Below are 20,391 nucleotides of genomic sequence, written 5' to 3'. Positions count from 1 at the left end.
AATGGAACAACCTAATCTATATTATATTAATGATCTGAGCTCAGGAGATGCAGCATTTAAAAATAAAATAATAGCAGTTATTAAATCTGAATTTCCTGAAGAGAAATCTATTTATTTAAAGAACATTAAATCTAAAGATTATAAAAAAGCAGCAGAAAATGTTCATAAACTTAAACATAAAATTAGTATTTTAGGGCTTGAAAAAAGTTATGCCCTAGCTGTAGAATTCGAAAATGATCTTAGAGATGATAATTTAGATCTTAAAGATGATTTTAATACTGTTTTACAAATCATAACAGATTATTTAAATATACTGTAACGAAATTTATGAATTGTATAATAATAGATGATGAAGCTACAGCAAGAATTGTAATTAATCAATTATGTAGCAATATACCTACTCTTAATGTAGTTGAAGAATTTTCAAATGCTATTGAAGCTATAAAATATTTAAATCAAAAAGAGATAGATCTTATTTTTTTAGATATTCATATGCCAGGATTTACAGGCTTCGATTTTATCCAAACTTTAAAAAAACCTCCTAAAATTATCTTAACAACATCAGATTCTAATTTTGCAATTGAAGCTTTTGAATATGACTGTATTGTAGATTATTTGGTTAAACCAATTGTATTTCCACGTTTTGAAAAGGCCATTCAAAAAGCTGAAAAATATGTTGTTAAAGTAAATAATGATACTCTTGTTTCTTCTAGTGTAGAAACAACATCTGAGAATGATCTTTATATTAATATAGATAGGCGTCTTATAAAAATTGATATTCCTAGTATTTATTTAATAGAAGCTAAAGGAGATTATATTAATGTAAAAACTGAAGACAATAATTATACAGTACATTCAACATTAAAGAAGATTGAAGAAAAATTACCAGACTCTTTATTTCTTAAAATACATCGTTCATACATTATTAATGTGAAAAAGATTATTGATATTGAAGATAATAGTGTTTTGATTAAAAAAGATGTAATTCCTGTAAGTCGATCTAATAGACCTGAGCTAATGAAACGCCTAAACTTACTTTAATTTAAAATTGTTTACCCTAATTAATTAACCATCTGTCGACACATAATTTCTTGCGACCGAAAAAATAACTCTAAAATAACTTCTTAAAATAAATTTATGGTATAAAACAAAATACCATGAATAAATTACTACTCTTAATAGCAATTATAAGTGCATCACCACTTGTTGCTCAAAATTATCAGTTTTTAGGAAGCTATACTTCTAACGGAACACCTTTATATCTAGAAAACCCAGGCGATACTGTTTCTGTAGAAACACAGGAACTAATTAGTAGTTCTCTGCCAGAAAGCTATCCTGTTCCAGATTATAACCCACATTATATATCATCAGGATACGACACAGATATTATTATAGAAGATCAAGCCGATGTTTGGGTAACTTTTGTAAGTGAAGGTGCTGGTTATAGAAATGTGTTAGGTTTTTATACCTATGATGTTAATAATCCGTCACAAACTCCTCCAACTCCAGAAGAGATTACTATTATTTTTCCAAATGTTTCGGCATTAGGAAGTGGGGGTGGATTACAGGTAGGAGATAAAGTGAAAATTGGAACCTTTGCTCCTGATACAGGAATAGGCTGGGTTTTATTAGCTAATGCCTGGTCATCAAATTCAAGCTCTGTTGGTAATGGTCTGTGGCAGTTACATTCAAATCCAGATTTTAATCCAGAGAGCCAAGAAGATTTAAGACATCATAATGTACTATTATTAGATCCAGATAATGAACGAGTTATACTAGGGTTTGAAGATATAAGAAGAGACTATAGTTCATGTGATAATGATTTTAATGACGCGGTATTTTATGTCACAGCAAATCCTTATGAGGCAATTAAAACGACTAATTATGCAGATGTTGATAGTGCTACAGATGTTACGTCTGGAAATGATGGTGGATTAGAAAGTAATGGAGATTTAGCAAGTTTAATTGCTAAAAGAAATTTTAAAAGAAAACAAAGAGGTACTGTTAATAATATAAAAAGTAGTCAAGCAGCTTACTTTCCTAATGTTTCTTTGTCTGCAGAAAATACTGAAAATAATTTAAGTTTAGAAGATTATTTACCACATACAGGGATGTTTGGAACCGAAACTGCATTTGTTTCTAGCCCAGAAGATTTATTAGAGATTACTAACGCCAACGAAATATTCTCGATAGATTTTTATGAAGAAGAGAACAGGGTATCTGCAGTTTTAGCCACAGCAACAGAGGGCTCTATTTATGATCACTCTAAGGTAATCTGTGATCGATTAAATAATTCAAGCTTAGAAGACGTGAGAACAGTAATTGTTAGAGGACACCAAATTATTAGCTCTAAAATAAAACGAGCTACAGGAGAAACAGAATATACATTAAGCTTTTCGGTTAAATTAGGAGAAACATCCAATCAATTATTTAGTTTTTGGAATATTGCTCAATACCCGGAAGGAGATTATTATAATTTTCAAATTTGGGGAGGCTCTTTTTCTCAAGTATTCTCAATAAGTAATCATATCATTGACACCTTAACAAATGAAAAACCGTTAACAAGTGAAGTATTAGATGATGTAACGCCATCCGTGTTTGTTAAATCTGGATACTATTCCAACGGTAATATCACTTTAAATATTATTAACAAAGTAAATGCAGAATCTGCGATTTTTAATGGAAGCATAGCTTCAACTGAAGTTTCTGATCGTTATACTTTATCACAGCAAATAAATTTAAATGGAGATTGGAATGAATCTATAACAATTTCAGTAGGAACGCTATTCGATATCGGTTTCTCATTAAGTACAAACCAATCAAGTCAACAAGATGCATTGTATTTAGCAGATGGTCCTTGGGGTTTAGATTATTTAGAAGATTATGCTACTATAGATTCCTTTTTTGTGGATAATCAAGAGGTAGATTATTCGGATGATACTTATGAAATTGAACGACAACCTAGCGTTTCTGGTATTGTTAAAGGTAATGTGAATTTGTTTAGACACTTGCTACCAGGTGATCAAACTTTAGATATTTCAGATTATGAAACTTTACAATTTAATATTATAAATAATGAACCTATAGAAATTGTATTAATGCCAGAAAGTTTACTGGACTGGAATAATCGTTTACGGTATACAATTCAAGCAAACTCAGAAGAAACTTATTACAGCATTTCATTAAATGATTTTGTAGATGCTAGTGGTAATTCCTTAGAAATAGAAGATGTTAAAACGATAGTGTTTTCTGTAATAGGAGATTATGAAACATATATACCTTTTAGCTTAGAGATTAACAATTTAGTTTTTGGTATTGAAGAAACATTATCCATTTCTGACACTATTTTAAAAACAAAATCTCTTAAAAATTATCCAAATCCATTTAATACAACAACAACAATTGAACTACCATCTTCTTCAATGCTTTATGCGGATATAAAAGTGGTTGATATGTTAGGAAGAATTGTAGATGAACAACATATAAAGATAGTGTCGAATAATAAAGAAATTAGATATACTGTTCCAAATTTGTCTCAAGGACTCTATAAGTATATACTTAACGATGATTTAAATAATAGATACATAGGAACATTTGTAATAAAATAATTGAGTGGTTAATAATTTGTTTAAAAAGGGTAATAAGTTTTATTTATTACCCTTCTTTTTTATAAAAATTGGAGCATTTGTGAGATACCATTTAAAACGTAACCCAATTTCAGAAAATGTAAATCCTGCAGCTGTGGTAGATGCTATGTTACTATAAGAACCATATAAATTGATAAGAGATCGATCAGAGATTTTATAACCCAATTTACCTTGAAACCTAAACGTCCCTTGCTGACTATTATTTTCAATAAATTGTAGTCCAAATGCAGAAGTTAATTCGTAAAACCAAGCTCTTGACTCTGTTATGATTTCCTCCTTAATAAGATTTAAGAATACTTCAGTAGCATTAAATCGTTCTGGGCTAAAATAAATATTAGGAACTTGATCTTTAAATGTAATGTATTGATAGTTAATACCAGTTTTTAAAAGAGGCTTATTTAAAATATTGTAATACAATGATGTAAATAGTAAATTACGAGTATTATTATCATTTTGAAATGTATAATAGTATTGTGTAAACCATCCTAGATTAAAATTTGTACTAATATTATAGTTTGCATAAATGTTATTCTGTACAATTTCGAGATCTAATAAATCCGCATTAAAATTCTGTACTTCCCTTTTATAACCAATATCCAAAGTTTGTAATTTAAAAGGTTTGATGTTTATAGTAATATCTGTAAGAAATTGAGTGTAATTATTAGTTTCTCCTTCAACAGAAGTCACCCCAAAACTACTTTTAAATGTAAGGTTAGGTAACAATGTATAAGAAACACCAAGTAATGCATTATTCGCTATAGCTTCGTTATTAGTATTAGAGTTATCAGTTGTTCTGTAACTGTAATTGGCTAGTAATTTAAATTTAGTATGTATAGGAACTTCTATGTCGGTTTGAAACGAAAACGCATTGTTATCTCCATTATCAAAAGAATAAGCAGCTTTGGTGTCTAAATAGGGTGTAAAACTTGTGTTTAGCGTTTTTATAAAATTTACCGCATCCTTTTGGTTATTATAAAAGGATAATGTTGTGTGAGCAGATTTATAAGCATCATTATATAAACCTAATGCTTTTAATGTATTTGCCTTGCCTAAGTTTCCATCAAAAGAGGCAGAATCGTTTTGTAAAATGGTATTATAATCTGCTAAGCTCTTTTTAAAATCACTTTTATAAATGTATAGTGTGGCCCTTAATGCTAAAACCCAATTTTCGTTTGGCATTTCAGATATTAGCTCATTAATTAATGAACTTGCCTGTTTGTATTTCTTATTCCAAATCAATGCTTGTATATAGCGTTCTTTGGTTTGATTTATTAATGTTTTATCGCTTAATGATGTCATCATATTATAAGCTCTTAAACTTGTTTTTAGAGCCTGTTTTTCTTTTCCTTTTAAATGAGAAACTAACGCTAATCCATTTAATGAAATCACTATATCTTCTTGTTTTTGACCCATAGTTTCGTATACAACTGTTGCTTTTTCTAGATCATTAGAAATTAAATACAAATTAGCTAAGTTGAGTAAGGTCTCTTTATCGTTTTTAAACAGAGTAAGATTTTTGTTTAAAAGGTATTCTGCATTAGCATACTTCTGGTTTTGAATATGTTGATTAGCATACCCTAAATAAATATATTTTTTAGAGATCAATGCATTTTGATTGCCTGGAGAAACACTTAAAGCTTTATTGACATAACTTAAAGCTTCATCAAATAATTTTAAGTTAGATAGTGTATTTGCATATCCTAATAATGCTGGAAAACTTTGATTATCTTCTAATACTAGATCTTCGTAATAAGCTTTAGCAACATCAAAACTTTTATTCCAAAGTAAGGCTTCACCATAATTTAGTTTAATCTCAAAATCTTCGGGATATAGTTTTATTAGTTCAGTAAATATAGAAATTGCTTTTTTAGAATTTCCTTTGAGGCCAACTGCTCTTCCGTAACATAGTTTAGCGGTTCTATTATCTGGGTAATCTTTTAAAACACTTTCAAAATAAGATTCAGCAGCGTTATAATTTCCTGTTTCAAGATAATTGAAACCTTCCTGCATATTCTGAGTAAATCCAAAAATTGAAATGAAAAATAAGAAAATAAATGAATAGTATTTACAGGGCATAATCTGGTTTTAGTGTAAATGCAAGTTAATCAATACAATCTGAAAATTCCTATAACTCGTCTACAGTAAACTGCATCTGAACGAAATTTAATAAAATTAATCAAAGCTTAGAAGATATTTGTAACAGAAACAATAAGTATTAATAATTAAAAAATAGAAATTATGGCACTTACAATTAAAGAACGCAGAGGAACATTTTATATTCAAGGAAATATTAATACTTCAACAGCGAGTTCATTTAGAACACATTTTGAACACATTTTAAACACATACGGGAATCTAACATTAGATATAGACAATGTTGCAGAAATTGATGCTGATGGGATGATAGCTTTAAGAGCACTATATATTAATGCATTTATCCGTAAACAAGATTTTTCTATTGTAGGATATGGCTGCAAAGAAATCTATGATGATTTTAGATATTTCGATGCAGCATAATTAATATATCAACTAACCTAAATCTAATTTATTATGGAACTTAATATTATAAATAACAAAGGGGTTTTTGAAATTCACGGTCACTTTGTAAAAGAAAATACTTATAAAGTAGCAACTTATTTTAGCGAACTATTAGATACGTATTACGAGATTGTAATTTGTTTAAAAAGCGTAAATAAAATGGATAAAACTGCTTTAAATGTAATGCAATTTATTACTAATAAAGCGAAGAGAAGAAGTAAGGCTTTGTTTGTTTTAGGAAAGAATAACACAAGAATAAAAAATCAATTTGATAAGAATAATTTAAATAACATTTTCAGAAATGATTACTGTAATTAATACACTCAAAAAAAGGTTGTCTCCTGAGCAATTATTTATGCTTAGCACGTTAATAGTTAATGGGGGTAATTATGCGTACAACCTTTTTCTTGGGCGTATTTTAGGCCCAGAGCAATTTGCAGACGCAGCAGTATTGATCACTTTTTTATTAGTATTATCGTTTGTAGCAATGACATTCCAATTAGTAACAGCAAAATTCTCAGCATTTTTCGAAATGAGTTTGTTAATAAGTTTTATCTCTAAAATTTATAGAAATGCTTTAACAGTTGGCATTGTTTTAGGAGCTTTAATTATTGTATTTGCTCAACAATTGCAGATAGTATTTAAAACATCTACTTCAAGTATGTTTGTTATTTTTGGTATAGGTGTACCCTTATATTTTTTGATGAGTGTAAACAGAGGTGCCTTTCAAGGGCAATCTCAATTTAAACTCCTATCTATAACTTACCAATCGGAAATGTTAAGTCGATTATTAATTACTTTGGGTTTAATCGCCTTATTTAAAATTCAATCTTCGGTAATTATTTCATTAGGTATCTTAGTTTCATTAGGCTTCGGATTATTACCTTTTAAATTAAAAAGAATAAGTTTAAAGAAAAGTCAATTAATTAGTCTAGCAAAAACAAAACAAATACGTTACTTTTTTATAATTACTGCATTTTACGAATTGACCCAAATCATAATTAACAATAGCGATATTCTTTTAGTAAAACACTATTTTGAAGCTTATGAAGCAGGTTTGTATGCCTCTTTAGCACTTATTGGGCGAATTGTTTATTTTGTTGCCTGGATGTTTGTCATGTTATTATTACCTACTGTAGTAAAACTAAAAAAGGAAGGTGAAGCTACGGCTCCAATTTTGTTTAAGTATATAAGCTATATTGCAGTAATAGCTTCAGTAATTGTTTTAAGTAGTTTACTTTTTCCAGAAATAATGATCTCAATGTTATTTGGTAATAGTTATTTAGGGATAGCTCCATTATTATGGAAGTATGCTTTAGCAACGAGCTTGTTTGCAATTTCAAACATCTTTGCATATTACTATTTGTCATTAGATAAATATATCCCTGTTATTTTTTCAGGAATCTTCGGAGTGTTACAAATGACTTTAGTTACTTTCTTTCATAATACCTTAGCACAAGTCGTAAATATGCAAATTATAGCGATGATATTACTATTAATCATACAAATTTTATTTTTTATTATAGATTATAAGTTGCAACACAAAAAGAAAGATATCTAAGTTTTTCTTCCATTCATCTACACTAAAATTCATTCTATCTAAGTTCATCAGTTTTAAAAGAATTTAAAACCCAAATTTGTATTGAAACCAAATTCGATAAATTATGAGATTAGCAATTGTAACAGCATATCCACCAAGTAAAGTAACACTTAATGAGTATGCCTATCATTTAGTAAAACACTTTAGGCAAAAAGAAGCTATTACAGAACTTATCCTGTTAACAGATAGAACTGAAGCTGCAAAAGATATTTCATTTACAGAAACGGGTTGTAAAATTACGATAAGAGCGTGTTGGTCATTTAATAGTTATAAAAATATTGTATCTGTTACTCGAGCAATTACACAATCTCAACCAGATACAGTATTGTTTAACTTACAGTTTATGAAATTTGGAGATAACAAAATTGCTGCAGCTTTAGGATTAATGTTACCATTGGTGTGTAAGTTAAAACGAATTCCAAATATTGTGTTACTACATAATATTTTAGAAGAAGTAGATTTGAATACTGCAGGGTTCACATCAAATAAATTTATGAAAAACGTTTATAATTTTATAGGAACAAGCTTAACACGACTAATTTTACAAGCAGATGTGGTAGCGGTTACAATGCAAAAATATGTAACCATTTTACAAAATAAATACAATGTTAAAAATGTAGTGTTAATACCTCATGGCACTTTTGAAATACCTTTAGAAGTGTCACAATATGATTTATCGGAAGGACCTTTACAAATTATGACTTTTGGAAAATTTGGAACTTATAAAAAAGTTGAACCTCTGATTGAAGCTGTTGAAAAAGTGAGAGAAGCAACACAACTTAATTTAGAAGTTGTTATTGCTGGTACAGATAATCCAAATGTGCCTGGATATTTAAAGCGTGTAAAAGAAAAATATAAGCATATTAGTCAACTGCGCTTTACAGGTTATGTTAAAGAAAAAGACGTCCCTGTTTTGTTTAAAGAAAGTGCCGTAGTTGTTTTTCCATATACATCTACCACAGGAAGTTCGGGAGTATTACACCAAGCGGGTAGTTTTGGTAAAGCTGTAGTAATGCCAGATATAGGAGATTTAGCACTGCTTGTAAAAGACGAGGGTTATCAAGGTGAGTTTTTTGATCCTGCTTGTATAGATAGTTTAGCAAAAGCTATTGAGGCTATTGTAATTAATGATGTTTATAGAAAACGTTTAGAACGAGCAAATTTTAAAGCAGCAACGGCGTATCCTATGCAAAAAATAACAGAGATGTATATCCAACAATTTCAGGATATTATTGAAAATAAAAAACAAGTAAAAAAATCAGAATCTTTTTCTTCAGTTAATTAGAGATAAATTGAAAGGCCTCTTTTTTTGCTCCATTTTCATCAATAAACCCAAATCGTTTTTGAGTGTTTTTTCTCCAAGGAAGCTTCCCTACAACTTCTTTGGGGATTTTTTGGTAATCATATAAAGTCCAAGACATAAACTGAATGTTATTTTTACTAAATATATCTTGCGCTTTTTCATGGTAATTGGCCTGCTTTTTTTTAGAACTCCCAAAAGGTTTCCAAAACCCTTTATAAGAAGAGATGCCAAACTCGCTAATGATTATAGGTTTATCAACAATGATTTGTTTTAATGATTTGAAAGTTGTTTCCAAATCATCGATATCTTCATAATAATGAAAGGACACATAATCTAAATCATCTTTTAAAAGGGAGGCATTTTTGGCGTTAGACCAACCAATAGTTATAGGATGATCTTGATCTATAGTTTTTATAAAAGCAGTCATATTTCTTAACCAAGCAATAACGTTAGATTTATTTCTAGATTCAAAATCTAAATCAGGTTCATTTTTAATATCCCAAGCAATAATAGCTTGATGATCTTTAAATTTGGTAATGATGGCCTCAACGTGACGCTGATTTAAAGTCCAATTTAAAACGGAATAATCACCATAAAAATCAAAAAGAGTGACAACAATCTTAATATTATTAATTACAGCAAGGTCTAAAACTTGTTGTAATTTCTCTAACTTTTCAGAACTCACATTTGCTTTACCAAAATCTTCATAGGGAATAAATATTCGAATAGTATTTAATCCGGCATCTTTTATAATTTTAAAATCTTTTGAAATTACCTTAGCGTCAAAGTGATGCCCAAACATATCCCAAGGTGTTTCTTGCGGATAATAATTAATCCCTTTTATGTTTAATTTGTCTACTGAAACAGGGTTAATTTTATAGTGATGTTCAGATACATCTTGAACTACAATATGGCGTATACGCCAAAACCCATCTTCTAATAAAAGAATAATTTTATAAGTAGCACTTTCAGTTGTTTCTAAAACGAGTGTTTCATTTTTATATATGCGTTTGTATTCTATAACATCTTTATCTGTAATAACAGCTAACTGACCGTCTTCACTAAAGAACTCTAATGTTGGGTGATGCTCTAATGTTGTAGCCTCTATAGAGATATTTTGAGAATGATTTGTAGTTATTAAATTATATAAATTTTCTCGAGCACTTTCGGTATAATAATCATCAAGCCCGGTAGTCAAATTACTTTTATAAGCAATGTGTTTTACATACAAAGCATTTAAATAATCTTTTTCAATAGTGCTTAATGTTTGTGAATCTATTTGCCTGCCTTCGTTATTAAGAGGCTCCCAATTAATCTTAGGAAGGTATTGATCTATTCTTTTTACTTCGGTATGTAATATTGTACTTCTATCTGCACCGGTATTTAGGTAGCTAAACAAAGCGCTAATTCCAAAAATAATTAATGCTATAATGGCTACATAGGATAGCAGTAAAACTCCACGTAATATAATCTTGTTAATATTTACCACAGTTTTTTAGAGTTAAAAGTTTTTTCTATATCAGCAGTATGTATGCGTATCTCATACGTGTCATTTTCTATAATATCTTTTTTCAACTTAAAAAATACAAATCCTTTATTAGAAGATTCTATAGTTTGATATAATTGCTTGTTTCCTTTATAAATAGAAAGCGTCACTTGTAGACCATCAGGAATCATCTGTTGCATAAAACTTTGAAGTGGACCTACAGAAATATCTCTATTGTTTTCAGAAAAATCGACTTCGAATTTTTCAATTACTTGCTTGTAATCTAATATTATGGTATTACTTTCAGCCATTCCATTTATATAAGCTTTTACAGTCCATTGTTCTTCATAATCAGGATGGATCATTTCAGCAGTTGCGATTCCATTTATGGTCGTTCCAGTTGTTTTTAAAATATTTCCTGATTTATTAGTAATAAAAAATTCTACATAAGTCCCATCACTAATAATGTTTCCATAATTATCTTTAATAGTTGAAGTTAAAAAAGAAGTAATTTGATTTCCATCTGCAAAGTCATGATTTTGCTTATGAGACAAATTAAAATTTATGGGTAAGCTTGGTAAAATATCAACGGTGTATTCTTTAGAATTTATTCCTAAACTTTCTGAAGACACTAACATACGGCCACTTTTTTCTTTAGAGTATAGGTTTTTATAGGCAATTAAATTTTTGCTAAATACGTTATCAATGCTCTTATTATCTAAAAACTGATGCTTTACAATAACTTTAGTACTATCAATTAATGGGTTGTCCAATGCGTCAGTAGGGATAATTACCGCCATTGTATAGTCTGTATTTCCTGCTTGAATACTAGGAGGCCCTATATAGGTTTCCATTGAGGTTACCTTCTCTTTTGGGCTAATGTGAAACTGCCCCGAAAGCGATGTGTTTTCGTTTAATAACTTCCAATATACTTTACCAGATTTATTACTAATATGCTGAGGTATTTTATAGTGAAGTTCTTTAGCATTAACTATTGGAGCAATTAAAGTAGAACCATAACTATTTGTGCAATATAGATTAGGTTTTATACCGTTAAGGACTGTGAATTTTATAATAATTGTATTTCCAGCAGTAAATTGACTTTTAGAAGTTAATAATTTAATGTCATTATTAACCGAGGGTATTTGAGCCAAAACCAGAACAGGTAATAACCAATATAGAAATATGATATGTTTGTGTTTGATTTTCATTAATTGGGATTTCCGATATATGAATTCATTTCAATTTTAATAAAATGATACTCAGGATGTTCAATTTTTTGTAACTGAGTTTGTACGTGATTTTCAATTCTATTAGGAACTACTTTTTGAGATATATCTGTATTAGGTAAACCATTTACATAACAGTTGCTCATATCGTCAGTAATCACGTTTACTTTTTCTCTATTCAAAACAGAATATTCAAACGTTTTTTTACGTTGTTGTCTGATTCCGTCTTTTAAAAAGATATGATCTACCCAAAGTAAAGTTTTGTTTTCATCATAATAAGTAATTAAAAGCTGAGGTATTGTAATTTCTTGTGTACCACTATTAAATAAACTACCGCTAATCGTTTTATTATCAATTTGTAGAGAATTTAAAACTAAATCTTTGTATAAATCAGAACTAGAGACATTCCCCGCAGCTTGTAGGTTAAAGATAGTAGGCTGTTCTTCAAAATCAACTGGAGTAAACTCATCAGGATTAAATGTTTTAGGAATAGAATCTTTAATTTTTGACCAGGCAATCCCTTCAAAATTAATTTTAAAACTAGATGTTTCTTTAGGCATTAACTTGTGTTTTATATGGTATTTTGCATTATAAGTAGCTAACTCTTTATTATCATTATTATAAAGCGTACCTTTTAAAACAACATCTGCAGGGACATTGTCTATGTTTTGCACTTCTCCAACAATAGCATAATGATTTTCAATTTTAACCAGTTTTGCAGACAAGATTTCTAAAACAGGTTGTTTTAAAACATCTTCATGATGTGTTTGCTCAGTAGTTATGCGACGCCTCCCTTGATTAAAGTAGTTTGTTGAATTATCAGAGTATAATTGATCTGGAGGAAGATCTAAATCTAGATCTTCCGCTTCCAAATACCATTTATTATTTTGCTTTATAAGTGTTTTGTAATCCGTTTTATTAATTTTTTCTAAAGGCGTAATCCAATGAGTTGTTACTTTAGCTGTTGCTAAACTGTCATTTTTAAAGCTAACAACTGTTTTAATATCATTTAGTTTTGCATAAGAGCTCAATAATCCATCAGTAACAGATATTTCAAGCATATATTGGGCAATGGTCATATCACTCTTAGGATTAATTAAACCATATGCAGTCTCAAATTCCTTAAAATCTAAAGCATCGTAATAAGCGATAATTGCATTTTTTGGAGAGTGATGAGAGTCGTTTTTTAAATATATACTATATATACTGTAGATAACAGTAATCATTAGAATACCAGACCAGAGATGTGTAATTTTTAAAACAGAAGTTGAAAAATGAGTATAACTGTTTTTAATCTTCAGGTAATCAGGAATCGTTTTAATTCTCGTTTTTAAAGCCCTTATCCACATTAATTGAATATTTAAAATAAAAGCAATTATAACAGTTAAAAAAGGAATGATTCCCCAAAGTATTTTTTGCCATTTAGCAACATCGTCTTTTGGTAAAACAGAAGACATAGGAGGGATGTTTAATCGCTCCCATACCATAATACCATTTTCAAGTTGACGTAAGCGTTGCCAACCACAGAAATAAAGAATAGGATCATAAAACTTATCATTAGAAAAAATATATTTTAAATGATACTTTTCTGGTGTCGTTAAAAATTGTTGAAGGGAACCAATGCCTTCAACCCCCTTAAATTTTGAATTTTCTAGACGTTCAATTGGCCTTGTGGTTAGCTCAGGTAAACGTCTGGCAGAATGATAATTTCCATCTACTGTTATTGCATTTGTTTGAGCAGAAAGCCAAGCCATTTGATCTCCGAATCCAAGTGTTAGATACCGCCATTGATCGTGCTGATCTTGATTTAGAAAATTCACGATCGGTAGCATTTTTATTTTCTGTGGTTGGGAAGGTCTAAAATAACTAAGACTCATTGTAAAAATAGTCATAAATAAAAACAAGCCTACTAAAATAGCTCCAATCATCCTATGATAGATGGCTCCAAATTTATTCTGTATTAAAAGTTTTAAATCTGTTTCTACAAACCGATATACAAATTCTCCAAATATGGGTAAGCACATGATTGAAGCCCAAAATGTAAATCGATCTAATGTTAATATATTAAAAGCAGTTTCCCCTAAAATAGCTTGAGGGATAGGAGTTGTACCACCAGATCCTAAAATAATAAGTAGTGTTAGAGATAACCCAAAAAATAAATAACGTTTACTATAATATCTGTAGAATATATATGGTAAAACTATAAGTAAAATGCCCCAAGGGATTAAGAAAAACACCAAGCCAGAAGATGTGACTTCAAGAAAGTTATCTCTAGATCCATGTGGTATAGGAACCTGAGTAATAGGATTGTTTTTTGAATTGATCCAATATGGCAAAATACAACCAATAATGATCACTAATGAGAGTGCTCCAAATCCTAAAATGCGTTTAAGCAGCTTTAGAAAACCCCTGAAAAAGATTTTAAAAGAGATTGCTTTTATAGTTCCAACCTGTTCTCTGGAGGCATCCATTATTACCATCCCTATTAATGGGAAAATAAAAAAAACCATTCCAAAGATTGGAGTCACATGATGTGAGGTTACCGTCACTGCCATTAATGATAGTGCCGCAAACAAATAACGATACCTACCTGTTTTTAACCATAAATAAATTTCTGGCAACGCGTGCATTAAAACTGAAATACCAATGATACTTGGTAATTGACCAAATAAGTGAAGTGTTTCAACAAACGAAGAAGAAAATACGGCTAAAATAGCAGCATACCCAGCTGCAGTTCTATTAGATGTTATTAATAGTGAAAACCTATATATTCCAGTTATAAAAAGGATAACACTTAATAAAGCGACTGTGAAAAGGCCAAATTTTAACCCACCTATCAGTGCTAAACTAGCAATAACTTGATGCACTAAGGGTGGATAACTCATTACAGTAAAACCGGTATACCATTTATAATTCCAAGGTTCAAACCAACTATTAGCATAATGATCAGCAAAAAATAAATGTATTAATGCATCGTAAGTCGCTTCTAAAGTAAAAAATATAGAAGCACCATGAAAAACTATACCTAAGAGTAAAGCGGTGATTAAATATTTATTTGATTTTTCCTTCATTAAAAGCAAGTGTTTCTTTCTATGTTTTAAAGATAGTATAAAGTTTTGTTTCGATAAGTGGTAATTATCGAAACAAACTTTTCATTCACCTACACAACGATTCTAGCCACCGAATTTGCTTATAAAAAGGCATTAATCACTTCTATTTTTGAGTAAGAACCAAAACAATTTTATTATGAAAACAGGGATTATTATACCGTGCTACAATGAAGGAAATAGACTAAACGTTGAAGCTTTTTTAAAGTTTATTAAATATAATGAAGATTATTATTTATGCTTTGTAAATGATGGAAGTAAGGATAATACTTTAGAAGTACTTGCAGATATGAAGGACCGATTTTCTTCTAGAATAAGTATAATCGATGTAAAAAAGAATGCAGGGAAAGCATCAGCTGTAAGAGTAGGAGCGAGATATTTGTTTAATAAACAGGATATTGACTATATAGGTTTTATTGATGCAGATTTATCAACCGATTTCGAAGATTTTAAAAACCTAGTATATAAATTAAAAAACTTAAATGATGTGACATTGGTATACGGTTCTAGAGGAAAAGAAGGAGGGCAAATTGAGCGAAATGTGTTTAGAAATATTTTCTCTAAAATAGTTAAAATGATAGTATCCTTAATTTTAGGTTTATCTATAAAAGATACACAATGTGGTGCAAAAGTGTTTAAAAGAGAAATTATTCCAGTTGCTTATAATAAAAGATTTTTATCAAGATGGTTATTTGATGTTGAGATATTTGTGAGATTGAAGAAGTACTATGGAGCTTCAGAAATAATGCATAAAATATACGAACAACCATTAAAAAAATGGATACATATGGATGATTCTAAATTAGGGATGAAAGATGCACTTAAAATCCCATTAATGTTAGTTAATATATGGTTTTCCTATAACGTGCTAAAGACATTTGACCTTACACAAGATGTAACCCCAGTAGTTTCTTTAAATAAATTTAATTTAGTTAATGAAGAACAGCAAATGGTCGCTTAATTTTTTATGCTAAAATGGATAGGACATTTTTTTGACTAAACTTATATTATAGTGACTTTTAAAATTACCTAACCCCTAAAGCGTTATATAAATTGGCAATAGCTTTTAATTGCTTTATTGTTAATTTGTTTTGCTTTAACTGCGAATCAATAAGCTTTTGTTCTCTTAAATTGATTAGAAATAAAGAGCTTTCACCCAGAAAGAATTTACGCTCTTCTGCTTTTACTAATGTTTCATAATCTATTACAATATTATTAATAAGTTCATTTTGAGTAAGAAGAGAATTTATTTCAGCATTTACTGCACTAATTTTGTTTTGTAAATTCAAAACTGTTGACGTACGTTCATAATTAGCATCTTGTAATTTTTGTTTTGCTAATCTTAAATCTCCACGTTGTTTTCTTGAGAAAATCGGATAGCTAACCTTTAATCCAGCCTTATATTCTTGATTGTTATAACTGTTTATATTACCTGCGTCTGAACTGATGAAATTATATTCTACACCAATCTTTGGCAATAATTTATTCCTTTTTAAAGATTTATCTACAGTTAAACTAGAAATTTTTGCATCTAAACTTTGTAGTTTTGGATGATTCTCTAAAAAAGCTTCTGTATTAGTAATACCTTCAATTTGAAGTGATCGTTCTAAAATACTTATCTCAGGTTTTTGAGGTACTACATAATCTTGTAATTCTACAGGAATATTATCTAACCATAAATAATTGCTCACAATTAAAGCTGCTTTTCTTGCCTTTAGTGAGGCAGCTTCTAAATTTAATTTTCTATTTTGAAAAGCAATTCTTGCTTCAGTAATATCTATTTCTGGTTTTTCGCCTACTTGAACACTACGTTCTACAGCTTTAAGACGTACACTAGCATTTTCTAAAAAGGTTTTATAAATACGTTCCTCATTGTTTGCTTGTAGCCACTCAAAATAAGTTTTACTTGCTTCAAATAATAAGTTATTGACTAATAAATCTCTATCAGCTATAGTTTGCTCTCGAAAAAACTTAGCTTTTCTAAGTGTAGCCATGCGCTCATTAATTAAGAACCCTTGAGCTAATGCTAAAGATACACCAAAACTATACAAACCTTCATCAGGTACATCTAATCTTGGATTTAAAAACTCACCTGAGTTTTGCTCAAAATTGGCTTTAAATTCTACACCATACCAAGTTGGTATTTTAAATGTAGTACTAAGTTCGTCATAATACTCAATATCCTTAAATCGTTTTCCGCTATAATCTAATTCAATCTTTGGATCAAATCCGCCTCTAGCCTTTAATACACTAGCTTCACCTGTACTTAATATTAGTTCGGCTTGCTTAATTAAAGGATGCTGCTGTTTTACGTAACCTAGAAACTCTTCAAAAGAAAATACTTGCTCTTGAGGAATTAGAACGTTTTGTGAGTGAATAATCATCGAAAATATAAATAAGATGACCGTTATTGTGTGTTTAGAAAGTGTGGTCATTTATTTTTTATTTTAGATTTTTCTTTTCCTTCTGGTAAGTAATAATTTGGAGGAAATCCATTAAGTTTTCGCCAAAGTTCATACCATATAGGTACATTTTCTAATAGTGCTATAGTATATGCACCAGATCCGACACGTACATTTTCTGGCCATTTACTTTCATTATCTGCTGGAGCAATTAAAATCCTAAATTTTCCATTACTACTTATAAATGTTTCAATGGCAACAACTTTTCCGGCATAAGTTCCAAAAGAGGCATTAGGCCATCCGCTAAAAAATATGGCAGGCCATCCGTCAAATTGTATTCGTACCTCTTCACCTAAATGCATTAATGGTAAATCTATTGGATCTACATAGGTTTCAACAGCCAAATCATAATTGGCAGGCATTATTCCAACTAATTTTTCACCTTCTTTAAAAGTTTCCCCAATTCCGCCTTTAATTGCCTTGTTTATAAACCCATTTTGAGGCGCAGTAATATAATACAGCGAATTTCGAATTTCGTAATTAACAGATTGATTATTTAATTTAGAAACTTGAGCTTCTGCCTCAAACTGATTTGATTCTGCACTAAAAAGATCACTTCTAGATTTTGCTATCTTTTCGGCATATTCTGCTGAAATTCTACTAATTTCTAAATTAGCATTTAACACATTGTTCTTACTTACTAAAAGCTTATTCTCTTGAGAAATCAATTTTGCTTGCGCTTCTTGTAGTTTTAATCGTTTTTCCTCTACATCTGTTATCGCTTTTAACCCTTCGCCTTGTAATGTTTGTGTACGATTAAATTGCTTTTCAGCTATACTTAAATTTGTTTTAACTGCTTGAAAATCGATGCTATCACTTTTTACTTTTAATTGCGATTGTTTGAGTTTATTTTTAGCTTGAGATAATTTTAATTCCCTTTCATTAGTTAATGCAGAAACTTGGCTTTCTAAAGTAATAACTTTATTTTGATATGAGACTACAGAACGACTTTTAGCCTCTCGTTGTTCGTTGGTACGTTCTACTAAACGAGGGTCTTGATATTCTGTTTTTATTTCTGAAATAAATAAAATAGTATCTCCTTTTGTAACATAATCACCCTCTTTAACAAACCATTTTTCTATACGCCCTGGTATTTGAGACTGTATGGTTTGTGGTCGTTGATCTGGAGTTAAGGTGGTTACAAATCCATTACCAGTTACATTTTGTGTCCAAGGTAAAAATAGAATAATGATTCCTAAAATAGAAAAGGTAATCAAAAACCTGTTAAATATTTTATAGTGACTAATCTTAAATGCTTTATTGTAAGCCTTGTAATCTTTTAATATCACCTTTTTGTTCAGCTGATTGTGAGATATGTTAAGCATTTTTAATCGTTTTTAAAGTTCCTTCTACTAGTTTTATTTCTTTCGAACAATATGATTTCCAAAGTTCTGTACGAGTAGAAACTATTAGCGCCCAAGGTTGTTTGTCATCAGTTAAATATTTAATAATATCTTTAGCTTCAGCTGGATCAAAATATTCTAAAGGATCTTTTAAAAGAAGTAGTTTGGGTTCATTTATTATGGCTCTTGCTAAAACAATTCGCTTAGAAATAGTATACGAAATTTGTTGCCCTTCAGAGTATAATGTTGTATCTAATCCTTTAGTTTGCTCTTTAACAAAATTTAAAAGACCAATATGCTTTAAAACATCATTAATTCGCTCTGAGGTTATACTAGGATCACCTAGTGTAATGTTTTCTTTTATACTACCTTCAAAGGGATGCTGTTCTGGTAACACTTGCCCAACACTACCACGATACTTATTTAATAACACACCTTCTATAGAGTTATTATTTATATATAAAGTACCACTTGTAGGTACTATTAATCCAGATAATAATTTTAATAGGGTTGTTTTTCCTGAGCCAGAAGAACCATTTAACAGTAAACGGTCTTTTTGATTGATATTTAAATTAATATGATTAAGTATTATTTTATTATTAGAGGTAGTATAACCAACGTCATCCATTTCAATTATTAAAGGTTTTTCAACCTCAAAAGGATTTATACCTTCTTGTATTTCCAATTCTTTATCCACTACTTGACCAATTTTCTCTAAAGAGGTCAATACGTCATAAAAAGTCTCTAAGCCTGTAATTAGTTTTTCAACAGAGCTAATAACTAAAAGAATGATAATTTCTGCAGCGACAAATTGACCAATATTCATTTGTTGATTTAAAACCAATAAGCCTCCAATAATTAACAAACCAGCAGTAACTAGAATTTTAAAACCAATCATCTGAATAAATTGTAATACCAATACTCTAAAATGACTTTCTCTAGCATCTAGATAGTCAGATGTAAATTGATCGTTACGATGCATTGCTAATTGTGTTTTCCCAGATAATTTAAAACTTATAAGAGACCTAGCTATTTCTTGTATCCAATGGGCTACTTTGTATTTATTTTTTGATTCTTGTAAACTTGTTTCTAAGCCTTTTTTTGCAGTAAATTTAAATGCTATATAAATAAGTACTACCAATAATATACCATATATTATGAAGAATGGATGATAGAGTGATAATAACATTATCCCAAAAATAATCTGTAAAGCTGCAGCTGGAAAGTCAATTAATATTTTTGATAACCCTTTTTGTACTGTTAAGGTGTCGAAGAATCGATTAGCTAATTCAGGCGGATAATAGTTACGCAATTCATTCATTTTAACTTTTGGGAAGCGATAAGCAAATTCAAAAGAAGATCGTGTAAATATTTTTTGTTGAATATTCTCAAGAATTCGAATTTGCATTAATTGTAAAGCTCCCTGAAAAGCTACTCCAAGAGTTACTAAAGCTACAAGCACAATCCAAGAAGACGAAATTTGCGCTCCTTGTATTAAATTAATAATAGCTTGAATACCTAATGGTAGTGATAATGCTACTAAACCAGCAAAAATGGCATAATAGAATATTTGTTTGACTTCTCTTTTTTCTAGCTTTAATAGCCCGATAAAACGTTGCCAAGGCGACATTGTAGGTTTCATTTTTTTAAAAAATTAGATTGTTGAACTCTAGGGC

General features: G+C 29.8%; 15 protein-coding genes. 8 read left to right on the top strand and 7 right to left on the bottom strand.

Annotated elements, in window-relative coordinates; genetic code table 11:
• The first annotated feature begins 1 nt into the window (after position 1).
• The 3 genes from D1817_10860 (at position 2) to D1817_10850 (ending at position 3,608) form a co-directional block, all read left to right on the top strand.
• Positions 2-319 carry an Hpt domain-containing protein gene (locus D1817_10860; protein ID AXT20364.1) on the top strand — a complete coding sequence of 106 codons (318 nt, stop codon included), beginning with the start codon at positions 2-4 and terminating at the stop codon, positions 317-319.
• An 8-nt stretch (positions 320-327) separates the two neighbouring features.
• Positions 328-1,041, top strand: coding sequence for a DNA-binding response regulator (locus tag D1817_10855; protein ID AXT20363.1), 714 nt, complete (start codon positions 328-330; stop codon positions 1,039-1,041).
• 116 nt (positions 1,042-1,157) lie between these two features.
• Entirely contained in the window at positions 1,158-3,608 is a 2,451-nt protein-coding gene (locus D1817_10850; GenBank protein AXT20362.1) for a DUF4114 domain-containing protein, read from the top strand.
• Between the two features lie 39 nt (positions 3,609-3,647).
• On the opposite strand, the gene D1817_10845 is transcribed toward D1817_10850, so the two are convergent.
• Positions 3,648-5,657 (bottom strand): hypothetical protein, encoded by a 2,010-nt coding sequence (locus D1817_10845; protein ID AXT20361.1) that lies wholly within the window; start codon positions 5,655-5,657, stop codon positions 3,648-3,650.
• A gap of 228 nt (positions 5,658-5,885) precedes the next feature.
• On the opposite strand from D1817_10845, the gene D1817_10840 reads away from it, so the two are divergent.
• The 4 genes from D1817_10840 to D1817_10825 all read left to right on the top strand — a co-directional run bounded on the left by D1817_10840 (position 5,886) and on the right by D1817_10825 (position 9,070).
• Positions 5,886-6,164 carry a hypothetical protein gene (locus D1817_10840; protein AXT20360.1) on the top strand — a complete coding sequence of 93 codons (279 nt, stop codon included), beginning with the start codon at positions 5,886-5,888 and terminating at the stop codon, positions 6,162-6,164.
• A gap of 33 nt (positions 6,165-6,197) precedes the next feature.
• Complete coding sequence (locus D1817_10835) at positions 6,198-6,503, top strand: hypothetical protein (GenBank protein AXT20359.1); 306 nt, start codon at positions 6,198-6,200, stop codon at positions 6,501-6,503.
• Positions 6,487-7,746 (top strand): sugar isomerase, encoded by a 1,260-nt coding sequence (locus D1817_10830; protein AXT20358.1) that lies wholly within the window; start codon positions 6,487-6,489, stop codon positions 7,744-7,746. Before D1817_10835 ends, D1817_10830 begins: the two co-directional genes overlap by 17 nt.
• Positions 7,747-7,849: 103 nt before the next feature.
• Positions 7,850-9,070, top strand: a complete 1,221-nt coding sequence (locus D1817_10825; GenBank protein ID AXT20357.1) for a glycosyltransferase — start codon at positions 7,850-7,852, stop codon at positions 9,068-9,070.
• On the opposite strand, the gene D1817_10820 is transcribed toward D1817_10825, so the two are convergent.
• The 3 genes from D1817_10820 to D1817_10810 form a co-directional block, all read right to left on the bottom strand.
• Positions 9,063-10,577 carry a glycosyl hydrolase family 5 gene (locus D1817_10820; GenBank protein ID AXT20356.1) on the bottom strand — a complete coding sequence of 505 codons (1,515 nt, stop codon included), beginning with the start codon at positions 10,575-10,577 and terminating at the stop codon, positions 9,063-9,065. The genes D1817_10825 and D1817_10820 overlap by 8 nt on opposite strands.
• Positions 10,571-11,698, bottom strand: coding sequence for a hypothetical protein (locus tag D1817_10815; protein AXT21269.1), 1,128 nt, complete (start codon positions 11,696-11,698; stop codon positions 10,571-10,573). Before D1817_10815 ends, D1817_10820 begins: the two co-directional genes overlap by 7 nt.
• An 86-nt stretch (positions 11,699-11,784) precedes the next feature.
• Positions 11,785-14,874, bottom strand: coding sequence for a hypothetical protein (locus D1817_10810; protein AXT20355.1), 3,090 nt, complete (start codon positions 14,872-14,874; stop codon positions 11,785-11,787).
• A 175-nt stretch (positions 14,875-15,049) separates the two neighbouring features.
• Here D1817_10810 and D1817_10805 point away from each other — a divergent pair, with 175 nt between their 5' ends.
• Positions 15,050-15,871 carry a glycosyltransferase gene (locus tag D1817_10805; protein ID AXT20354.1) on the top strand — a complete coding sequence of 274 codons (822 nt, stop codon included), beginning with the start codon at positions 15,050-15,052 and terminating at the stop codon, positions 15,869-15,871.
• 64 nt (positions 15,872-15,935) lie between these two features.
• On the opposite strand, the gene D1817_10800 is transcribed toward D1817_10805, so the two are convergent.
• The 3 genes from D1817_10800 to D1817_10790 are packed head-to-tail and all read right to left on the bottom strand — an operon-like array spanning position 15,936 to position 20,357.
• Entirely contained in the window at positions 15,936-17,345 is a 1,410-nt protein-coding gene (locus tag D1817_10800; protein AXT20353.1) for a TolC family protein, read from the bottom strand.
• Positions 17,342-18,697, bottom strand: a complete 1,356-nt coding sequence (locus D1817_10795) for a biotin/lipoyl-binding protein (protein ID AXT20352.1) — start codon at positions 18,695-18,697, stop codon at positions 17,342-17,344. Before D1817_10795 ends, D1817_10800 begins: the two co-directional genes overlap by 4 nt.
• Positions 18,690-20,357, bottom strand: a complete 1,668-nt coding sequence (locus D1817_10790; GenBank protein ID AXT20351.1) for an ABC transporter ATP-binding protein — start codon at positions 20,355-20,357, stop codon at positions 18,690-18,692. Before D1817_10790 ends, D1817_10795 begins: the two co-directional genes overlap by 8 nt.
• Positions 20,358-20,391 lie beyond the last annotated feature (34 nt).

It is taken from the genome of Flavobacteriaceae bacterium, assembly GCA_003443635.1.
Lineage (GTDB): Bacteria > Bacteroidota > Bacteroidia > Flavobacteriales > Flavobacteriaceae > AU392.
Note: the sequence above shows the minus strand (reverse complement) of the source record. Positions and strands in the feature narration are given on the sequence as shown.

Coding starts and splice junctions, on each gene's coding strand:
- D1817_10835 (AXT20359.1), top strand. CDS start 6,198: ATGGAACTTAATATTATAAATAACAAAGGGGTTTTTGAAATTCACGGT.
- D1817_10800 (AXT20353.1), bottom strand. CDS start 17,345: ATGACCACACTTTCTAAACACACAATAACGGTCATCTTATTTATATTT.
- D1817_10805 (AXT20354.1), top strand. CDS start 15,050: ATGAAAACAGGGATTATTATACCGTGCTACAATGAAGGAAATAGACTA.
- D1817_10795 (AXT20352.1), bottom strand. CDS start 18,697: ATGCTTAACATATCTCACAATCAGCTGAACAAAAAGGTGATATTAAAA.
- D1817_10850 (AXT20362.1), top strand. CDS start 1,158: ATGAATAAATTACTACTCTTAATAGCAATTATAAGTGCATCACCACTT.
- D1817_10825 (AXT20357.1), top strand. CDS start 7,850: ATGAGATTAGCAATTGTAACAGCATATCCACCAAGTAAAGTAACACTT.
- D1817_10855 (AXT20363.1), top strand. CDS start 328: ATGAATTGTATAATAATAGATGATGAAGCTACAGCAAGAATTGTAATT.
- D1817_10830 (AXT20358.1), top strand. CDS start 6,487: ATGATTACTGTAATTAATACACTCAAAAAAAGGTTGTCTCCTGAGCAA.
- D1817_10810 (AXT20355.1), bottom strand. CDS start 14,874: ATGAAGGAAAAATCAAATAAATATTTAATCACCGCTTTACTCTTAGGT.
- D1817_10845 (AXT20361.1), bottom strand. CDS start 5,657: ATGCAGGAAGGTTTCAATTATCTTGAAACAGGAAATTATAACGCTGCT.
- D1817_10790 (AXT20351.1), bottom strand. CDS start 20,357: ATGAAACCTACAATGTCGCCTTGGCAACGTTTTATCGGGCTATTAAAG.
- D1817_10840 (AXT20360.1), top strand. CDS start 5,886: ATGGCACTTACAATTAAAGAACGCAGAGGAACATTTTATATTCAAGGA.
- D1817_10860 (AXT20364.1), top strand. CDS start 2: ATGGAACAACCTAATCTATATTATATTAATGATCTGAGCTCAGGAGAT.